The following is an 18,575-nucleotide window of genomic DNA, read 5'->3' as shown; positions in this document are numbered from 1 at the left end:
GGCGGGCAGTTGACAGTGCGGACGACCACCGGCCACGGATAACGGGCATACGACGGCGGAGGCGGAGGCCTTCGCCCGCCCCGGCGGCCCCGCCATGGACACCCACGGCCTCGACCGCCGCCGCGCCCTCGCCAGCGCACCTTTTGGTGGGCCTCACTTGACGACAGGCAACCCGCACAGCTTCTGGTGGAGGCCGAGGCCGGCCAGGCCTTCTGGCTGCGCGGGTTCGATTCCCGTCATCCGCTCCATAACGAAGCCCCAGGTCAGCGACCTGGGGCTCGCGAGGTAGCCCGCCATGCCGCCTCGGGAGCGCCGACAGGGACGCCGACCATGCGCGGGGCCCAGGTCCCACCGGGGGCACCGCGCAGCACCCGGCGCATGCCGATCGCTCCGGTGATGACCAGGGCATCGCCAGTCGGCCTTCGCGGAACGCCTTCCGATGAATCGTCGGGCGCACGGTCGGCGCAGCGGATTCGTATATGAGTACGAGACATTTCCGGCATTCTGACATTCCGTCACCCAAGTAGACCCATTTTTCCGATATACGGGGTATTGCCCTGCAATATGCGTGAGTAATGCCGGGCCACGGCGTATTACTACCTCTGGCAGGGAGTCGCTCGCCCCGCCCAGGGTGAGCCGGCACGAGGGACCGCAGGTGGGGGGCCTCCGCCCTGTCCGGTGACCGTCACGGGCGCCCGAGGTCCTCCGTCGGGAGGACTGAGGCTCGAAGCAACAGAAAGGTCCTGCTATGGCGTTGGATGCCATTCGGTCGGATCCACCCGACAGAAGGCCTCAACAAAGACTGCTCAAACGGGGAGCCATCTTCCTGCTTCCCACCGCGCTCCTGGCGGCGGCCACCCTGGTCCCGCATTCCGCTCACGCCGCGGAAGCCCCTGTGGGGCTGGGGACCGCCACCAACTACGCAGTTCTGGCCGGTTCGACGGTCACCAACACGAACACCCCCACCATCATCAACGGCGACCTGGGACTCTATCCGGGCACATCGGTGACCGGCTTTCCGCCCGGCATCGTCAACGGAGTGCAGCGCATCGCCCCCGACGCCGCCGCCCTTCAGGCGAAGAACGACCTCGTCACCGCCTACAACGACGCGGCAGGCCGGGGACCGGGGACCGTGCTCGCTTCGGCCGAGATCGGCGGACTCACGCTGGCGCCCGGCGTCTACACCGCCCCGTCGACCGTGGGCATCACCGGGACGGTCACTCTCGACGGCCAGAACGACCCCGCCTCCGTCTTCATCTTCCGGATCCCCTCGACCCTGATCACGGCTCCGGCGAGTGTCGTTGCCTTCATCAACGGCGCAAATGCCTGCAACGTGTTCTGGCAGGTGGGCAGCTCCGCCACGATCGACACGACCTCCCAGTTCAAGGGCAACATCCTGGCCCTGGAGTCCATCTCGGTGAACACCGGCGCCGTGATCGAAGGCCGGGCCCTCGCACGCAACGGCGCGGTCACGCTGGACAACAACACCATTACGAGGGCGGCTTGCGCCGTTGGCCCGCCTGGACCTCCCGGACCTCCCGGACCGACCGGCTCGCCCGGCCCGACCGGCTCGCCCGGCCCAACGGGCGCCCCTGGCCCGACCGGCAGCCCCGGACCGACCGGCGCACCCGGCCCTGACGGCTCACCCGGACCCGTCGGCAGCCCCGGCCCGACCGGCTCGCCCGGACCCGTCGGCAGCCCCGGACCGGTCGGCGCACCCGGCCCTGACGGCTCGCCCGGTGCCCCCGGATCCCCCGGCGCACCCGGCCCGACTGGCTCACCCGGACCCGTCGGCAGCCCCGGACCGGTCGGCGCACCCGGCCCTGACGGCTCGCCCGGTGCCCCCGGATCCCCCGGCGCACCCGGCCCGACCGGCTCACCCGGACCCGTCGGCAGCCCCGGACCGGTCGGCTCGCCCGGACCCGTCGGCAGCCCCGGACCGGTCGGCTCACCCGGACCCGCCGGACCCGCAGGGCCCGCAGGACCTGCCGGACCCGCCGGACCCGCCGGACCTGCCGGACCCGCAGGACCCAAGGGGCCGCGCGGGGACAAGGGCGAAAAGGGTGACCACGGCGGACCCGGCCACGGGCACCACGACCACGATGAGGACGGGCCCGGCCACGGGCACCACGACCACGATGAGGGCGGACCCGGCCACGGGCACCACGACCACGATGAGGGCGGACCCGGCCACGGCCACGACGGGCCCGACGAGGGCGGACCCGGCCACGGCCACGACGGCAAGCCCCCATGGGCCGACTTCCTGCCGGGCAACCTCGCCGGCCACGCGGCCAAGAGCGTCAACTTCGCCCACGTGAGCGCCGCCACCCCCCAGCAGCCGGAGGGAGTGTCGCCCGCACTCGCCGCGAACCACGCAAGCAGCGGGCCCGGCATCCTGGCCGCCTCCGCCGCCGCGCTCGCATTCATCGGAGGCTCGGTCCTCTTCACCATGAAGCGAGTCCGACGTACGGCGACTCGACAGGACTAGCCCATCGCGGACGTGACCGCCTCCCGTCCCTGAGCCATCGGGGGTCGGAGCCGGAGCCCCGGTCAAGCACATGGGACGTCCTCGTCAGCCGTTCGGCGGCCGAGCCCCTGGACTCATCGTCCAGGGGCTCGGCGGGGCTAGGCCCTGTCGTCAGGACATCGAAGGACAGGGCTCCTGCACGCGCTGAACTCCCTGCCCTGACCGGCGGAGGTCATGGCAGGATTGCGTACCGCCGTACGTCTTGACGACATCCTCGATGAAATGGCGCGTACGGTCCGGGCCCAGCGCCTGGGCCTGCAAGTGCGCATACATGTCGCTGTAGCACCGCACGTCGGATCGTTTCTCCAGATAGAGGTCGCTGGTGAACCTTTCGAGATACACCACGCTCACATCGGTCGCGTCGGCAAATTCGAGCAGCGCGAACTGTCCCGATACGCCCGGGTGCGCACCCACGTCGTGAGGGAGGACCTGCAGGGTGATGTGCGGCCGGGCGCTGAGCTGGATCAGATGGTCCAGTTGTTCCCGCATCACCTCGCGGCCGCCCACGACGCGCCGCAGCGCCGATTCGTCCAGCACGACCCATAAGCGCAGCGGGTTGTGCGGGGCACCCAACCGGCTCTGGCGCCGCAGCCGCACCTGGAGGCGCCTGGCGGCCTGTTCGGCAGTGGCCTGAGGGATCGTTCCTGCGATGACCGCCCGGGCGTAGGCGGGAGTCTGCAGCAGGCCGGGGATCACCATGGACTCGTAGAAACGAATGGCGGCCGCCGCGGCCTCCAGACCGATGTAGGCGCCGTACGAGATATCGCCGTAGGAATTCCACCAGCCCTGCTGACCCGATTCCCCGGCCAGTTGCATCAGGTGGTCAATACGCCGCTGGTCCTGGACTCCGTACAGCGCGCAGAGGTCGCGCACGTCGCGCGGCTTGATGAGGCGGTGACCATTCTCCAGCAGGCTGATCTTGGGCTGGGAGATCAGCAGGCGTTCCGCCACCTGCTGCGTCGTCATTCCGCTGACCTCCCGAAGCCTGCGCAGTTCCGACCCCAGTCGGCGTCTGCTGACGGTGGGATTCACAGTGACGCCCACGGGACGCATACCTCCGCTCCAAAAGAACCTTGCACTGGCGAACAGATTGCCACGGCAGGGGCTACCGGATCCGCCTTGACTCCGTGTCGCTCACGGCGATCCGCGCCGGGCGAGGAAGGACCGGAATTCGCATCACCCTCACTCGGCCGACCATATTTTCCGGCTGAAATTAACAGGCATTCGCATATCGTCCCGAGGCGACCTCGATAATCGAAAATTTCCCCGAACGGAGCGCACTCCGGTGCAGATTTCCGAGTAATATGCCAGCCCGTTCACGCCTTCCGGCGAACGGCCGCCTAGTGCGCAGTCATCGTGGACGTGTCCGCTACGGGCGCGCCATCGGATCGCGCCGGCGTCGGCGACCCCGCTTCGGCCTTGGCCTCACCACGATCACCGGCACGGTCCTGTCCCTGATGCCGAAAGTTCGCCACAGGGTCAGGTCCGCCGGCCAGGTGACTGGGAGGCTGCGGAAGGGCAGCGCCGGTACCGGTCGCGCCCCGGTCTTGACCGGCGGGGAGTGATGGTCAGCCCGGACGGCTAGACCCGCGCGCTCCTGGCGTCGCGCCGCCGCGCAACGTAGCGGAGCAGGGCCCAGATCGCCGCGGCGTTGACGATGGCGCCGACCAGGACCACGCCGTAGAAGCCGAATTCGGACCACATGTCGAGCTTGGTGTCGATGGACGTGTCCGGTGCCACCCAGTCCGCGGGGCGCGGGGCGGACTCCGGCAGGAACTCCGTGGGCTCCGGCTTGGGAGGCGGCTGCGAGCCCTCGTAGACGGGCCCCTCCGGGACCGGCTCGTCCGGGGCGTCCGGCGTGGGTACGAGGAAGCTCAGCAGCACAACGCTGACCGGCGCGGTGGCGAGGATCGGCCAGACTCCGAAGAACCCGATGTCTCCGGTCCGGCTGCCGACCGCGACGTAGACCAGCATCGCGACCACCAGCGCCAGGTATCCACCCGGCACCCACATCTCCGGCTTCGACCAGCGCCGCACCATGACGTTCCCCGTTCCGTTCCGCTTCGTTCGACCTGCGCCCAGTCTCGAAGCTGCCGAGGATCTCCACCTGAGTACGCCTACTCATCCTGCGCCGCCCTGCGTACCTGGTCAGAGCCGTGTACGGCGGGCAGACGCGAAGGACGTGTCAGCCGGCCCATCGCCCCGTGAGGAAGGTGAGGGCGAAGACCGTGCTCAGGGGTGCGGCGAGGCACAGGTAGACGGTCTTGATCCGTGGTCTGCGCAGGCTCCAGGCGGCAAGGGTGATCCACAGGGGCCACAACAGGAGGGTGGCTCGGGGGATGGACATGTACCAGTAGGAGGTTCCCAGCGCCCACAGGGTGAGGCCGGTGTAGGTGGCTTCGGCCCAGCGGCGTTGCTTCAGCAGGAGGCCGAGCAGGAGGAGCCCTACGAGCAGGGCGAGCAGTTCGGCCTGGAACATGAAGGCGTATCCGGTGCTCTGGGTGTGGCCGAAGGCGCCGGTCCAGGTGTGGGACCAGGTGTCCCAGGGGGCGTGGAAGTCGCGGTACCAGCCGCGTTCCTCGGCGTGTTTCCATGCCAGCCAGTCGCCGGTGTACGCGTGCAGGTACCAGGCGTACAGGGCTGCGGGGAGGGCGGGCAGGGCCAGCCAGGGCAGTGCGCGCCAGTGGCGGCGCGCGACGAGGAGGAAGTGCACGGCTATGGCGGCGGCGAGGAAGAGGCCGCTGACGCGTACGGCGGTGGCCAGGGCGGTCAGGGTGGCGGCGAGGGGCCAGTTGCGGCGCTGGGCGGCGAGCCAGGCGGGGAGCGCGAGGGCGAGGAAGAGCGCCTCGGTGTAGCCGACGGCCAGGAAGACCGCGCACGGGGAGAGGAGGAAGAACAGCACCGCGCGCCGGCCCGTGTCCGCGCCGGGCAGGCGCAGGTGCAGCCGGGCGATGCGGGCCAGTGCCACGACGGCGACGCCCCCCGCGACGAAGGATATGAGCAGTCCGGCAGCCGTCCAGTTGGGGACGATGACGTGCACGGCGCGCAGCACGAGCGGGAAGCCGGGGAAGAACGCCTCCCGGTTGTCCTGGTGGCTCGGCAAGGGGCCTGCCCCGTCGGGGAAGTAGCCCTCGCGGGCTATGTGCAGGTAGTGGTACCAGTCCCACTGCTGGAACGGCGCGAGGACCGGGGCGGCCTCGGGGGTCTCCGGGTCCGCGGGGAACAGCCACCGCGCGCAGTAGGCGGTGACCCACAGACCTGCCCGGGTCAGCAGGTACAGCCACAGCACCTCACGGTCGTCGCGCGGCAGCCGGAACACTCGTCGGCTCAGGGGCTCGGGAGGGGGTTCGGCTTGTGTGCGGGAACGCTGCGGGGCCGGTTCGTGCTGCGGGGGACGGTGTCCGGGCAGGGGGCGATGCTGGCGCAGCTCGGGCGATATATAGGGCATAGCGGGATCTTTCGGGCATTCTGGGGTATGCGGGCCTGCCCGGTGGCGGCCCGCCGGGTCACGGGGTGAGCGGGATCAAGATCAGGGCGGCGAGGTGCTGTGCCCGCGGGCCGGAGGCTGCGTCGAGGTCTGCGTCGACGTCGATGTGGGCGTCGGCGTGGGCGCCGACGTCGACGCCGGCGTCACCGGCAGATGTGTCGGAGTCGCCCCCGTGGGAGGTGAGGTGGCCGTCCGGCCGACAGTGGGCGCAGCGGGCGCGCTCGGCGAGGGGGTGGTGGCCGGGGCGACGGGAGCCGGGCCCTGCGGCAGGAGCACGGCCGCAGCCGTGCCGCCGCCCGCCAGCACCAGACACGTACCCGCGGCCGCGAGCGCCACGCGGCGCCGGTGGGACCGCCTTCCCCGCTCGGCGATGCGCGCGGCGGGTGCCGCGTCGGCGCGGGACTGCCCGTAGTCGGCGGCTTGCTGGAACAGCGACCGCAGCGGATCGTGGTGCTCAGTCACCGGAAGCCTCCTCACGGCACGGGTCCTGCAGGCGAACCGCGAGCGCACCGCGCCCGCGCGACAGATGTGTCTTGACGGTGCTGGCGGACAGATGCGTCTCCTCGGCGATCTGCTCGACGGTGAGATCACACAGGTAGTGCAGCGCCAGCGTGCGGCGCTGCTGCGGCGCAAGCTCACGCAACGCCTCCACCAGCGCCACCTGATCCGGCCCGGGGCCCTCGACATCGGGCGGCGCACCACTGCGCCGCCACGCCTCCGTATTGCGCCGCCGAAAGCGCCACCGGCTCACGGCCAGCCGCCAGGCGACCGTACGGATCCACGCCTCGGGCCGCCCGTCGCGGTCCAGCTGCCGGTGCCGGCTCCAGCCCTTGACGAACGCCTCCTGCACCACGTCCTGCGCCTCGTGCAGATCGCCGAGCATCACGTACAGCTGCCCTGTGAGCCGCGCGACCGTCTGGGCGTAGAACTCTTCGAACTCCTCGACGGTCAACAGCCACTCCCGGATCTCTCGCTTCACTGGGCATACGCCCGGCCCAGGGCATCCGGTCGACACCGGACGGGAGGAAACACAGTGGCGCTCATCACGGAACCGGATACGGCGGACACGCGTCAGCGGTGATCACGTCAGCCCGGCAGCCTACGGCGACGCGGCGTCCGGACCCCGCCCCTCAGGGTCACGTCCCGATGGACTGCACGTCGCCGCTGGCGGCGGAGGTCCTTGACTCCGAAACGCTGCACTCGGGGTGAGCCAATATCTGCGCCCGCGGTCTTAGAATTTCACGAACCCCGCGGGGAGAGTATTTACCGCAACACGCAAGGTCGAATTATTTTACGCGCACAAACCACTGCGGCGTGCTACTGTCGATCTCAGTTGCAGTTTTGGTACCCAAAAACTTCAAGCACCCCCATGCGGCCTCCGAGCCACACGGGAGCGCTTTGTATTTCCGGGCCACTTTCCGGGCGGGGCATCATCGCGGCGACACGGTATCCGTACAGTGCGGATTCCGGTGTACTGCCCCAAAGGAGATTCGACATGGCATCTGGCACCGTGAAGTGGTTCAACGCGGCAAAGGGTTTCGGCTTCATCGAGCAGGACGGTGGCGGCGCGGACGTGTTCGCCCACTTCTCGAACATCGCCACCCAGGGCTTCCGGGAGCTTGCCGAAGGTCAGAAGGTGACCTTCGACATCGCACAGGGCCAGAAGGGCCCGACGGCCGAGAACATCCTCCCCGCCTGACGCTGACGCGCATTTTGTAGCTGGGGCCCGCATCCCTCGGGGTGCGGGCCCCAGCTGCACCCATTTCCGCAGCGGTTTCACCTGCGGCAGCTAAACCTTCAGGGATCCAGCTCCCTCGGAGCCGAACCCAGCTCAATTCACTGGCATTTCGCGCCCGCACAGCATCCCCCATTCCAGCGACCACGCCCGCACGGATTCCGCGGAAAAGGTCCGCTTTCGCATTCCATTCGGCCCGTTCTCGTGATTCCCCGCGCTGCTCCTCCGCTGCGGGCATTCCTTGATACGCGGCGTATCAAGGAAGGTTCTGAATGAATCCCACACGTACGAACGACCGGTCCTCTCGCACCCGCGGTCGCACCGGCGGCCCGGCTTTCGGGTCCGCCGCCGGTTCCGTTCGGGGCAGCCGCTTCGGTTCGTCCGCGCGGAGCGGCTCCGAAGCTCCGCGCCGCTCGGGCGGCTACGGCCGCCGACCCGCCGCGGTACAGGGCGAGTTCGCCCTGCCGAAGACGATCACTCCCGCGCTGCCCGCCGTCGAGGCGTTCGCGGACCTCGACATGCCCGCCGAGCTCCTGGCCGCGCTCGCCGCGCAGGGTGTGAGCGTGCCGTTCCCGATCCAGGGCGCGACCCTGCCGAACTCCCTCGCCGGCCGCGACGTCCTGGGCCGCGGCCGCACCGGCTCCGGGAAGACCCTCGCCTTCGGCCTGGCCCTCCTGGCCCGGACCGCCGGACAGCACGCCGAACCCCGCCAGCCGCTCGCCCTCGTCCTCGTCCCCACCCGCGAGCTGGCCCAGCAGGTGACCGATGCCCTCACCCCGTACGCCCGCGCGGTCAAGCTCCGCCTGGCCACCGTCGTCGGTGGCATGCCCATCGGCAGGCAGGCGCATGCGCTGCGCGGGGGCGCCGAAGTCGTCGTCGCCACGCCGGGCCGCCTCAAGGACCTCATCGACCGAGGTGACTGCCGCCTGAACCAGGTCGGCGTCACCGTCCTCGACGAAGCCGACCAGATGGCCGACATGGGCTTCATGCCCCAGGTCACCGCCCTCCTGGACCAGGTACGCCCCGAGGGCCAGCGCATGCTGTTCTCCGCGACGCTGGACCGCAACGTCGACCTCCTCGTCCGCCGGTACCTCACCGACCCCGTCGTCCACTCCGTGGACCCGTCCCAGGGCGCGGTCACGACGATGGAGCACCACGTCCTGCACGTCCACGGCACTGACAAGCACCGGACGACGACCGAGATCGCGGCGCGCGAAGGCCGGGTGATCATGTTCCTCGACACCAAGCACGCCGTGGACCGCCTCACCCAGGACCTCCTCGACAGCGGGGTACGCGCAGCCGCGCTCCACGGCGGGAAGACCCAGCCCCAGCGCACCCGGACCCTGGCCCGGTTCAAAACCGGGCACGTCACCGTCCTGGTCGCCACGAACGTCGCCGCCCGCGGCATCCACGTCGACAATCTCGACCTCGTCGTGAACGTCGACCCGCCGACCGACCACAAGGACTACCTCCACCGCGGCGGCCGTACCGCCCGCGCAGGCGAGTCGGGCAGCGTCGTCACCCTGGTCACCCCCAATCAGCGCCGCGACATGGCCCGCCTCATGGCCGCCGCCGGCATCGTCCCCGTGACCACCCAGGTCCGCTCCGGCGACGAAGCCCTGAGCCGGATCACAGGCGCCCGGGTCCCCTCCGGCATCCCCGTCACCATCACCGCGCCGGCCTCCGAACGGCCCAAGCGCGGCGCGACCACCCGCGGCCGACGCAGTCCCGCGGCGGCTGCCCGGCGCGTGAACGTGCGGCAGTCCGCCTCCTATGCGGCGGCCTGAGAACCACGTGATCAGGAAGCTGACCCGACTCTGCAGGAGGCACCTTTTGACGCTGGTCCAGATGCAGCCCCGCTCGACGAACGCCAACCCTGTGCACCGGACGGTGCACGACGCCATGAAGGCCGCCGGACCACAGGTCTGTGACGACATGACGGTCGAAGTGGCCCTGGCCGTCATGACCAGCGCCCACGCGGGACATCTACTCGTCTGCGACAACGACGGCGTGTGCACCGGACTGGTCACCCAGGCCCAGCTCGCCGCCGTCCGTGACAGCGACGCGTACACGGACCGGGTGCGCCTGCGCGAGATCCTGGGCGGCCACGGGCCGTTCACCTCGCCCACGACCACGATGGCCGAAGCCGAACACGCGATGCGCTACCGCCGGCTTGAGGCCCTGCCCGTCGTCGACGAACACGGCAGCGCTCTGGGCGTCCTCGCCCTTGCCCGCTGAACCGACCCACCGCGGCCGGACCGTCCTCCTCTTCTCCCTGCGAGGCATCATGCGTTGCGTCATCGCCCGTTTCCCGTTCGACCTGACCAAGAGCGGCGTCCTGGAATCCATGAAGGGCGTCAAGCCCGAGCAGGTCATCGGCGAGTCCGTGATCATCGGCCGCCGCACCTACCCCGTCAAGCAGGTCGGCCAGGTCCTCACCCGCCAGGACCGCCGCGACTTCAGCGCCGGCGAAGTCCTCCGGGCCATGGCCAAGCTCGGTTTCACCTGCCGCGACCTCCCCGTGGCCGCCGCGCCCGCACGCGCCCTCAGCCCGCTCCAGCAGGCATCCGCGATGCTCGGCACCCCGGTGGCCGTCTGACGGACAGGACCGGCGCGAGTCGGCACGAGCACGACGAGCGGGGCCCCACCGGCATGTGCCGGTGGGGCCCTCCCGCGTACCGCCGTACTCCTCTGCGCCGTTGCCGTTCGAGGTCGATTACCTCACTGTCGAACATGCAAAAATCTATGACGGCCAGAGTAGACATTGGGTAGTGGCGTGGTTATGGTTTCTCTCGTAACCCAGAGAGACAGCAGGGCCCGGCAGAGACGAACTGCCGGGCAGCAGGACCCGCAGTACCCAGCAGTGAAGCCAGTGAGCAGCACCTCGGTGAAGGCGTCGGCTGCGGGCGCGCGCACCGGGAAGTTCGGCAGTGGGGTTCCAAGCCAGAGCAGATGCAGGACGGGCGACGGGGCTGGTTGCCGAAGAGTGGCGCCAGGTGAGGCCACAACGCAGTAGCAGTACGCAGGAGAGCAGTACCAGCAGTACGAAGTCCCCCGTTGGGTAAGCAGTTGATCACCGAGGGAAGAACGGAGGAGCCCAGCGCCATCAGGATCGCCCGGGCGGAAGTCTGAGCCCGGGTACCGCAGGACATCGACAGTGAGGTGGTCCCCGGTCAAGCAACCGCGATCCCCGTACCCCCGGCAGCATCTCGGCCGGGCATGCGGCAACAGAAGGCCGACGCAGTACTAGGGTCGGCAGATGGTGTAACAGTTCCTTCGGGGCCCTGGTGCCGTACGGCACCAGGGCCCCTCCATGCGTTCCACAGAGAGAGGTGCAAGTGACAGCACACGACTCGTTCGGCGATCGTCTCGATGACGACGACTACCCCGCCTACACGATGGGCCGGGCCGCGGCCATGCTCGGCACGACCCAGGGCTTCCTCCGCGCCATCGGCGAAGCCCGCCTCATCACCCCGCTGCGTTCCGACGGCGGCCACCGCCGCTACTCCCGCTACCAACTGCGCATCGCCGCCCGCGCCCGCGAACTCGTCGACCAGGGCACACCCATCGAGGCCGCCTGCCGCATCATCATCCTCGAAGACCAACTCGAAGAAGCCCAGCGCATCAACGCCGAATACCGCCGCGCCAGCGAGAAACCCCATCCACCAGCCGCAGAGTGACCCTGCCTGTGCGAGGCAGTGGGCCTGCGTGCCCTCGCTCGGCAGCTCGACCGTGACGGCTCGCTCGCCGTCTTCGCGCGGCCCGACCAGGCCGTCAGCGCGCGTTCGTTCCCACGGAGCGGGAGTGCGGCCCGCCCGCCCACCCGAGTCCACCGAGACGAAGGGCGTCCCTGATCTCGTCGAGCTTCGCGGTGGTCGCCGGGGTCCCCTCCTTCGCCTGTTCGGCGAGTCGGATGGCATCCTCGATCTCACTGAGCTTCGCGGAGGACAGGACGCCCGCCGGCTCGATCAGGTCGTCCGGGGACACGGTGGTCAGCCACGTACAGGGGGTGAAGCCCGGACGCGGGAACGCGAACCGCAGCACACCTTCAAAGGGCAGTCCCTCCATGGCACCCACGGCCACTTCGACGCCCAGACCGCTGATGTCGACGCCCGCCGGGGCGACGACCTGCATCACCCGGATCCCGGACACGTCTCCCGACAGCAGTACGACCGGCAGCCGCTCGTCGAAGTCGACCCACCAGACTTCGCCACGTTGCACAAGTCCTCCTGGTGCAGGACGGCGGGTGGACGCGTCCGAGCGCGATCCACATCGAACCAACCGTCTCGCATCCGCGCCCAGTTCGCCACGCCACCTGGGCATTGAAGCTTTTCGAGTCACGGGCAGGCGCAGAAGTCAGCCCAGGGCGAGCCAGCGGATGCCGAGCTGTTCGACCTGTGCGGCCTCCGCTTCGTTCAGCGGCTCCCGGCCGGTGGCCTTGCGCAGGAAGTGGGGACGGCTCCACTCCAACCTGTCGGCCACCACAGCGTGCTCCGGGCCGAGGAGCAGCTCCGTCACGGCGTCACCGGCCGCCGGGGTGAGCCGGGCTTCGCGCCCGAGCGCGTCGGCCAGGTCGAGGCCGTGGACGGCCACTTCCACGACGCGGGTGAGCAGGAACTCCGACAGGAGCATGGCGTCGCCATGACGGGTACGCACGGTCCGACCGGCCGGTTGAGCCCTGCACAGCCGATCGGCCCGCCGCCACGTCGCGGCGAAGTCCTCGGCGAAGGCGGCGTCGTCGGCCGGTCCCGCCGCGTGACCGCCGGGCAGGAGCCGGGTTGTCCAGACCTCTCGGCGCTTGCCCTGCCCGGTTGGGTCACCGGAGGTGCGCCCTGGCCGTTGCTGGGGTGGACTTCCGGCAGAGAGCGCGGACCTGCGATCCGTGCCGAGCGGAGGAGCGCACCATGGCGAGGTCGACCAAGCCGAGCATCGTATTCGCGCATGGTCTGTGGGCCGACGGTTCCTGCTTCAGCAAGGTGATCTCCGTGCTCCAGCAGGAGGGGTACGAGGTGGTGTCCGCCCAGAACACCCTGGAGACACTGGAAGGCGATGTCGACGCGGTCGCCCGCGCGCTGGCGCGGGTCAGCAGCCCGGCCATCCTGGTGGGCCACTCGTGGGGCGGCTTCGTCATCACCGCGGCCGGCAACGACGAGCGCGTCGCCGGACTGGTCTACATCGCCGCACTGGGCCCGGACGCGGGCGAGACACCGCAGGACCTGATTGCCAAGTACGACGCCCCGCCGCTGTTCTCCCACCTCGACGTCGAGGACGGACGCATCTGGATCGCCCGGGACGGCATCTCGCACTTCTGCGGAGACCTGTCCGAGCAGGAACAACAGCTCGTCTGGGCTACTCAGGGCGCGCCGCCCGCGGACCTGCTCGCCACCGCCAAGACCGACGACCCCGCCTGGAAGTCGAAGCCCAGCTGGTTCATCGTGGCCAAGCAGGACCACGCCATCAACCCGGAGCTGGAACGCTTCATGGCCCAGCGCATGGGTTCCACGACCGTCGAGGCCGACACGAGCCACGTCCCCATGCTCTCCGACCCCGACCTCGTGCTCGACACGATCCGAACCGCCGCGAAATCGGTCTAGGAAACCCAAGGAATCCGTACCCACATCAAGAGGAGTCGCCGTCATGGACGGTACGCAGGACAAGCGTCAGGAGCCGGGCAAGAGCCGCGAGGCACAGGAGCACCATCGCCCCGGAGACCCCGCGCACGCCCAGCCGGGCAAGTCGTCCCGCAAGCAGGGACAGAAGCCGGGTCAGAAGGAGGCCTCGCGCCGCCGCGAGGACGACCTGCTGCGCGAAGAGGACCTGCACGACGAGAGCTTCTGACGAGAACACCACTCGCCCACTCGCCCGGGGCCCGGCCGGTCCGCAGTCACGCCGGCCGGGCCCCGGGGTCGGGTGTGGTGGCGACGAGGAGCTGAGCGGCCCCGGTGATGTTGTCGGCGCGGACGGCGCGGGCCATCGCTTCGCGGGCCGCGTCGGCCGTGGTGGCCGGGGGCACGACGAGCAGGACGAAGTGGTCGTTGTCGCCGCGGGTGATGAGCACGGTGTCGTCGCCGACCGGGTCGGAGTCGATGTGCACGACCTGGTCGTCGATGACCAGACGGGTCGGGAGGCCGTTCCAGGCGGACGCGTCCACGGCCACACGAGTGATCGGCCCGAGATGCCCGGTCAGCACGCCGATCAGCGCGGGCAGCTCGGTCTCGATGTCGCGGGTGCGGGGCCACCACGCGCCGTCCAGGAGGCCCTCCCGGGACCGTGTGGTCTCCAGCCGCAACAGGGCCGTGCCGGGTTTGACCGCCTGGTGGATCGCATCCGGCAGGAGCAGCGGCGGCGTGTGGGGGATGTCGGAGTCAGCCATGGGATCCGCCCGTCTACGAGTGCGGTCGCGCTCCGTCGCAGGTCGCAGCCGGTGCCCGACCGTCGACGTACGCGAGCGCGCCGTCGTTTCACGGTACTCCCGCCACCCTCACCGCCGCTCTCCACGGCGCCTCTGCCGGAAATTACCTGGTCACACGGGTGATTACCCATCGGACAGGCGTAGAGTGAAAGCACCGGAAGTACTTCGCACACCGGCTTTCACGCGGGTGTCATTTCCGGCGATCGCCTAAAAACCGGGCTGCCGACGGGCAGTCCGGGGGCAGGTCCACATCATGACCACGACCCTCGAACGGACCGCGCCCCGCGACCTCGCCGCAGAGCTTCCGGCCCGCTTGTCCCTCACCCCGAACACCACGCTCGCCGGCCAGCTGGACGGCGCCTGGTGGCCCCGCTCCCGCGACCTCGCAGCCGAGCTCCCGGTGCTGCTGGCAGCCCTGGACGAGCCCTGGGGCCGCATCACCCGCGTCACCGTGAACCCCACCCGCTGGCCCGTCGTACCGCACACCGTTGCCATGGACGGGCGCACGCTGCACGTGGGCTGGTTCACCGAACAGGACCCCGACAAGCTGATCCTGCTCTCCTACACCCTCGGCCGCTGGGACCTCCTCGTCATCCCGCCCGAGACCGCACCCGCAGCCGCAGGCCGCCTGATGGCCGCCGCGGCGATCCCCGGCAGCGTCCTCACCGCGGGCGTCCTGATGGCCAACGAAGCCGCCATCGGGCGCGGCATCCGCGACGTTCAGCGGCAGGAAGTCGGCTGGGAGAACGAAGGCGGGGCCTGCATGTCCCCCTACGGGAACCTGCTCGGCCGGCGCGCCCTCCCGCTGCCCGGCAACACCTGGAGGTGAGCGACATGGAGACCCTCGTCCTCATCGCGGCGATCATCCTCGCGACCGGGATCGGCGTACGGCTGATCCACCTGCTGAACGCCCAGCACGACGCCCGCATCGAGGCCTACCGCTTCAGCGAACCCCTGCCGAGACCTCCCGGCCTGCCCGACGACACCGGTCGTCGAGCTCACCACGTGCACGGCGGCCGGTGAGCGACAGACCTTTCCTCCGCCCCCCCGGGCAGCGGGTGGGGCGCCACGGCGCCCCAGCCGTCGGCTTCTCGCCCCCTCCGAAAGGGAACACGCCCACGTGAAGTACATCGAGACCCAGACCCTGCCGTCGCTCGGGCACGCCGAGGTACGGATCATCGCGCACACCCCCGAAGCCGCCCGCGCGGTCGCGGAAGCCCTTCGCGGCTGCTTCGCAGGAGCGGAACAGCGCAGCTACCCCGGCCTCGACGGCGACACCCGCCTCCACCTCACCGTGGACACGGCAACACCCGCCGTCCCCGCCCGCTCCTGGCTGGCCGCCAGCCGGAGCGCCGTCGGCGCCGGCGCCCACTCCGACGAGACCTGAGAGCCCCCACGGGCCCCGGAGCCCGCCCCCCACACACGAAAGGACGCGGTCATGGCCACACTGCGCGAACGCCAGGGCTACCGCGAACAGGTGCTCCGAGTCCTGTACGAAGCCGTCGAAGGCAACCGCCTCCTCGGCATCACCGGAGCGCAGCTGCGGCGCGACCTCCACGTACCGGAGCAGGACCTGGCCGCCGCCTGCACCTACCTGGCCGGCGAAGGCCTGATCACCGTCGACTGGGAACCGGGCAACACCCCCGCGATGGTCACCCTCACCCACGAGGGAATCCGGCGCATGGAGTCCGAGGAAGAACACGGCTGAAGCCCCTCCCGCTCCATGGCGAAGCCCCGGGTCAGCGACCTGGGGCTTCGCGGTGGTGCTGGGGGCGGTGCTGGGGGCGGTCCTGGGGATTGAGCCCGTCCTCCCGTACGCGCAGGGCCAGGTCGATCTTCGTGTACGTCGGCCGACCGGCCCGCTGGTACTTCTCCTTGACCCGGTCCAGGTAGTACTTGGCGGTGTTCGGGCTGACCCCCGCCCGCCGCGCGGTGGCCTTCAGCGTGAGCCCGGAGGCGTAGTCGAGCAGGACCTGGAGCTCGCGCGGGGCCAGCGGCGGCCGGGCCGGGCCGGTGTCGTGCGCCCAGGCGAAAGCCAGCTCGACGGAGTGCGCCGTACCGCCCCCGGCCACCGTCTCCACGGCGCCGACGAGCGTCTCCAGGGAGTGGTCCTTGGTGAGGTAGCCGTCCGCTCCGGCCGCCACCGTGCCGACGATCCGGGCCCGGTCCGCGACCGTACTGATCACCAGCACCCGGCTGCCCGCCGCACACAGCCGCCGGACGTTCTCCTCGGGGACGGAGCCGTCGCGCAGCACCAGGTCGAGCAGCACCACGTCGGCGGGCCGGCCGCCCACCGCGAGCAGCTCGTCCACCGTCTCCACCGCGGCCAGCAGCCGTAACCACTCCACCCCGGCCAGCCAGGAGCGCAGGCCCTCGCGGAGCATCCGGTCGTCGTCCACCACGGCCACGGTGATCACGCGGGCCACCGCAGCTGCACGCTGGTGCCCTCGCCGGGGGCGCTGTCGACCTCGGACCGGCCGCCTATGTCGGCCAGCCGGGCGTGGATGGAGCGCCGCAGCCCTGACCCTGCCCCGTTCGGGCTGCCGCACCCCACGGCTCTCGGATCGAAGCCCGCGCCCCGGTCCACCACCGTGACGGACACGCCCCCGTCCGCCCCGACGGCCGTCAGGAAGGCCTGCCCGGTCGCGGCGTGGCACCGTACGTTGTTCAGGGCCTCGGACACGGCGGCCGCGAGCGCGGTGGCCACGGGGCGGGGCACCGCCGGCAGCTCGTGGTACTGGGCGGTGACCTCCAGGCCCAGGCACTCGGCCAAGTGCACCGCCTCCTCCAGCGCGGTGCAGACCGCCACCTCCGCAGCCTCCGCACCGGCCGCCTCCGGGTCGTCCTCGCGCTGGATCAGCCGCCGCAGGTACGCCGCCTCGCGGGCGCACCGCTCGCGCACCGGGGACGTGTTGGCGTCCACCCGGCCGGCGGCGATGGTGGTCAGCGTGGCCAGGACGGTGTCGTGCAGGGCCCGGTGGTGCGCGATCCGCTCCGCCTGCCGGGCCCGCGCGGCCTCGGCGATCAGCGCCCGCTCCTTGGCCTCGTCCAGCTGGGTGCCCTGGCGTCGCAGGTACCACCAGAAGACCCTGGCCATCACGGCCGAGGAGACCACCGAGTTGAGGTGCCCGACGAGCGCGGACCCCGGAGCCGCCTCCGGCCCGATCACCCACAGGTACGCGGCCAGCGTGGTGCCGAGCAGGACCAGAACCGCCCCCACGGCCGGTCGCGGCGCCAGAGCGACGCCCGCCGCCGCGCTCACCGACCCGCCCAGCAGGAACAGCCATCCGTACACGGACACTTCGGCGCCCCCCGGCACCCAGCCGCCGCCCGACCGCGCACCGGTCGCCAGGCACACCAGCAGCGGCACCGAGCACCCGGTCACCAGCACGTCGGCCCACACCCAGCGCCGGTCGAACCAGCCCCGCGCGTACGCGTTCCCGTACAGCCACGCACTGGACGCGAGCATTCCGCCGAACACCGCCCAGGGGAGGACCTCGCCCGGCGCCTTGCGCAGCACGGCCGCGAAGCCCGCCACCAGGTGGCTGGCCCGGTACAGGCCGGTCGCCAGCATCATGAACCGCTGGGCACGCTGCAGCCCCGAGCCGCCCACCCTCACCACAGCCTCCGCAGTGAACACACCCCCCTGAAAGGGTGGGTACCGGAGGCTCAGTGGATCTCGGTAGCTTCTCCGGCGTCAAGCTCGTCCCCGGTCAGTTGTTTCCAGTCAGGAGAGAACGTGGCGCAAAATATCCGCCGGTTCGGCAGCGGGGTCATAGCCGCTCTCACGGCGTTGTTCGTCATGATGCTGCCCGCGTCCGCGCAGGCCGCAGAGAACCCGACGATCCGTTACAGCACCACCCCGTACAGCGCGCCCATCTACGAGATCCGGGCCGGGTACAGCTGGAAGTGCCTCGACATCCGGGGCGAGTCCACCAGCCCCGGCGCCATCATCCAGACGTACGACTGCAAGGGCGCGCTGCACCAGCGCTTCACCTTCCACAGCCTGGGCAACGGCAACTTCGCGATCGGTACCTGGGGCGGCGCGCGCTGCCTCGGCGCGCAGGGCGGATCGGTCTACCAGGGCGCTTCCCTCGTCCAGGCGGACGGCTGGGGCTGCGCCACCTTCACGTGGGTCTTCCAGGGCGGCGAGAAGGGCGACCACTGGGAGATCCAGGCGGTGGGCACCGGGCTGTGCCTGAACGACACCGGCCGCCGCTCGGCCGTGGTGTTCGGTGCCTGCGGCACCTCCGGTGTGCCGTGGCCCACCATCTGGGTGCCGCGCTTCGACCGGTACTACAACTACGCCCAGTTCGGCTAGCCGCTGCACCGCGGTGGGGGGGGGGGGGGGGGAAAAGCGCCCCATAGCGCCTGCGCCCGGGTGTGGGGGTGGTTTGGGTTTTTTTTCATGGGG

The 18,575-nt window shown here is 70.5% G+C and carries 23 protein-coding genes; 13 read left to right on the top strand and 10 right to left on the bottom strand.

Annotated features, from left to right (window positions below):
* The first annotated feature begins 895 nt into the window (after window positions 1-895).
* Entirely contained in the window at window positions 896-2,488 is a 1,593-nt protein-coding gene (locus ACZ7GJ_RS32910) for an ice-binding family protein (RefSeq protein ID WP_470756875.1), read from the top strand.
* A 150-nt stretch (window positions 2,489-2,638) separates the two neighbouring features.
* Here ACZ7GJ_RS32910 and ACZ7GJ_RS32905 read toward each other — a convergent pair whose 3' ends face one another.
* From ACZ7GJ_RS32905 to ACZ7GJ_RS32885, 5 genes are all read right to left on the bottom strand, one after another.
* The gene (locus tag ACZ7GJ_RS32905) at window positions 2,639-3,580 is read right to left on the bottom strand and encodes a helix-turn-helix domain-containing protein (protein ID WP_470756873.1); all 942 of its coding nucleotides are present in this window, start codon (window positions 3,578-3,580) and stop codon (window positions 2,639-2,641) included.
* A 528-nt stretch (window positions 3,581-4,108) separates the two neighbouring features.
* Entirely contained in the window at window positions 4,109-4,567 is a 459-nt protein-coding gene (locus ACZ7GJ_RS32900) for an SCO4225 family membrane protein (protein ID WP_470756871.1), read from the bottom strand.
* Window positions 4,568-4,712: 145 nt separating this feature from the next.
* The gene (locus ACZ7GJ_RS32895) at window positions 4,713-5,975 is read right to left on the bottom strand and encodes a mannosyltransferase family protein (protein WP_470756869.1); all 1,263 of its coding nucleotides are present in this window, start codon (window positions 5,973-5,975) and stop codon (window positions 4,713-4,715) included.
* Window positions 5,976-6,056: 81 nt separating this feature from the next.
* Entirely contained in the window at window positions 6,057-6,476 is a 420-nt protein-coding gene (locus ACZ7GJ_RS32890; protein ID WP_470756867.1) for a hypothetical protein, read from the bottom strand.
* Entirely contained in the window at window positions 6,469-6,966 is a 498-nt protein-coding gene (locus ACZ7GJ_RS32885; protein WP_470756865.1) for a SigE family RNA polymerase sigma factor, read from the bottom strand. Before ACZ7GJ_RS32885 ends, ACZ7GJ_RS32890 begins: the two co-directional genes overlap by 8 nt.
* A 543-nt stretch (window positions 6,967-7,509) precedes the next feature.
* On the opposite strand from ACZ7GJ_RS32885, the gene ACZ7GJ_RS32880 reads away from it, so the two are divergent.
* The 5 genes from ACZ7GJ_RS32880 to ACZ7GJ_RS32860 all read left to right on the top strand — a co-directional run bounded on the left by ACZ7GJ_RS32880 (window position 7,510) and on the right by ACZ7GJ_RS32860 (window position 11,429).
* Window positions 7,510-7,713, top strand: coding sequence for a cold-shock protein (locus tag ACZ7GJ_RS32880; protein WP_470756863.1), 204 nt, complete (start codon window positions 7,510-7,512; stop codon window positions 7,711-7,713).
* A gap of 308 nt (window positions 7,714-8,021) precedes the next feature.
* On the top strand, window positions 8,022-9,536 hold the full coding sequence (locus ACZ7GJ_RS32875; protein WP_470756861.1) for a DEAD/DEAH box helicase: 1,515 nt from the start codon (window positions 8,022-8,024) through the stop codon (window positions 9,534-9,536).
* Between the two features lie 46 nt (window positions 9,537-9,582).
* Window positions 9,583-9,987, top strand: a complete 405-nt coding sequence (locus ACZ7GJ_RS32870) for a CBS domain-containing protein (protein ID WP_470756859.1) — start codon at window positions 9,583-9,585, stop codon at window positions 9,985-9,987.
* Between the two features lie 49 nt (window positions 9,988-10,036).
* Window positions 10,037-10,348 (top strand): SCO5918 family protein, encoded by a 312-nt coding sequence (locus ACZ7GJ_RS32865; RefSeq protein ID WP_470756947.1) that lies wholly within the window; start codon window positions 10,037-10,039, stop codon window positions 10,346-10,348.
* 739 nt (window positions 10,349-11,087) lie between these two features.
* Entirely contained in the window at window positions 11,088-11,429 is a 342-nt protein-coding gene (locus ACZ7GJ_RS32860; protein WP_470756857.1) for a MerR family transcriptional regulator, read from the top strand.
* Window positions 11,430-11,523: 94 nt separating this feature from the next.
* Here the strand turns inward: ACZ7GJ_RS32860 and ACZ7GJ_RS32855 are convergent, their stop codons facing one another.
* The gene (locus ACZ7GJ_RS32855) at window positions 11,524-11,970 is read right to left on the bottom strand and encodes a type II toxin-antitoxin system PemK/MazF family toxin (RefSeq protein ID WP_470756855.1); all 447 of its coding nucleotides are present in this window, start codon (window positions 11,968-11,970) and stop codon (window positions 11,524-11,526) included.
* A 135-nt stretch (window positions 11,971-12,105) separates the two neighbouring features.
* Window positions 12,106-12,519: a maleylpyruvate isomerase N-terminal domain-containing protein gene (locus ACZ7GJ_RS32850; protein WP_470756945.1), complete on the bottom strand. Its 414-nt coding sequence runs from the start codon at window positions 12,517-12,519 to the stop codon at window positions 12,106-12,108.
* Between the two features lie 134 nt (window positions 12,520-12,653).
* Between ACZ7GJ_RS32850 and ACZ7GJ_RS32845 the strand changes: the two genes are divergently transcribed.
* Window positions 12,654-13,343, top strand: a complete 690-nt coding sequence (locus ACZ7GJ_RS32845; protein WP_470756853.1) for an alpha/beta fold hydrolase — start codon at window positions 12,654-12,656, stop codon at window positions 13,341-13,343.
* Window positions 13,344-13,386: 43 nt separating this feature from the next.
* A complete protein-coding gene (locus ACZ7GJ_RS32840; protein WP_470756851.1) occupies window positions 13,387-13,587 on the top strand; it encodes a hypothetical protein in 201 nt (66 codons plus the stop codon).
* A 46-nt stretch (window positions 13,588-13,633) separates the two neighbouring features.
* Here the strand turns inward: ACZ7GJ_RS32840 and ACZ7GJ_RS32835 are convergent, their stop codons facing one another.
* The gene (locus ACZ7GJ_RS32835; protein ID WP_470756849.1) at window positions 13,634-14,122 is read right to left on the bottom strand and encodes a DUF5994 family protein; all 489 of its coding nucleotides are present in this window, start codon (window positions 14,120-14,122) and stop codon (window positions 13,634-13,636) included.
* Window positions 14,123-14,414: 292 nt separating this feature from the next.
* On the opposite strand from ACZ7GJ_RS32835, the gene ACZ7GJ_RS32830 reads away from it, so the two are divergent.
* The 4 genes from ACZ7GJ_RS32830 (at window position 14,415) to ACZ7GJ_RS32815 (ending at window position 15,869) form a co-directional block, all read left to right on the top strand.
* Window positions 14,415-14,990: a DUF5994 family protein gene (locus ACZ7GJ_RS32830; protein WP_470756847.1), complete on the top strand. Its 576-nt coding sequence runs from the start codon at window positions 14,415-14,417 to the stop codon at window positions 14,988-14,990.
* A gap of 5 nt (window positions 14,991-14,995) precedes the next feature.
* On the top strand, window positions 14,996-15,184 hold the full coding sequence (locus ACZ7GJ_RS32825; protein ID WP_470756845.1) for a hypothetical protein: 189 nt from the start codon (window positions 14,996-14,998) through the stop codon (window positions 15,182-15,184).
* A gap of 97 nt (window positions 15,185-15,281) precedes the next feature.
* The gene (locus tag ACZ7GJ_RS32820) at window positions 15,282-15,548 is read left to right on the top strand and encodes a hypothetical protein (protein WP_470756843.1); all 267 of its coding nucleotides are present in this window, start codon (window positions 15,282-15,284) and stop codon (window positions 15,546-15,548) included.
* A 51-nt stretch (window positions 15,549-15,599) separates the two neighbouring features.
* Entirely contained in the window at window positions 15,600-15,869 is a 270-nt protein-coding gene (locus ACZ7GJ_RS32815) for a hypothetical protein (protein ID WP_470756841.1), read from the top strand.
* A 31-nt stretch (window positions 15,870-15,900) separates the two neighbouring features.
* Here ACZ7GJ_RS32815 and ACZ7GJ_RS32810 read toward each other — a convergent pair whose 3' ends face one another.
* Entirely contained in the window at window positions 15,901-16,578 is a 678-nt protein-coding gene (locus tag ACZ7GJ_RS32810) for a response regulator transcription factor (RefSeq protein WP_470756839.1), read from the bottom strand.
* Entirely contained in the window at window positions 16,575-17,780 is a 1,206-nt protein-coding gene (locus ACZ7GJ_RS32805; protein WP_470756837.1) for a sensor histidine kinase, read from the bottom strand. Before ACZ7GJ_RS32805 ends, ACZ7GJ_RS32810 begins: the two co-directional genes overlap by 4 nt.
* 120 nt (window positions 17,781-17,900) lie before the next feature.
* Between ACZ7GJ_RS32805 and ACZ7GJ_RS32800 the strand changes: the two genes are divergently transcribed.
* A complete protein-coding gene (locus ACZ7GJ_RS32800; protein ID WP_470756835.1) occupies window positions 17,901-18,482 on the top strand; it encodes an RICIN domain-containing protein in 582 nt (193 codons plus the stop codon).
* Window positions 18,483-18,575 lie beyond the last annotated feature (93 nt).

This window comes from Streptomyces sp. NPDC037242 (genome assembly GCF_055604165.1).
This window is presented reverse-complemented; position numbering and strand designations above follow the sequence as displayed.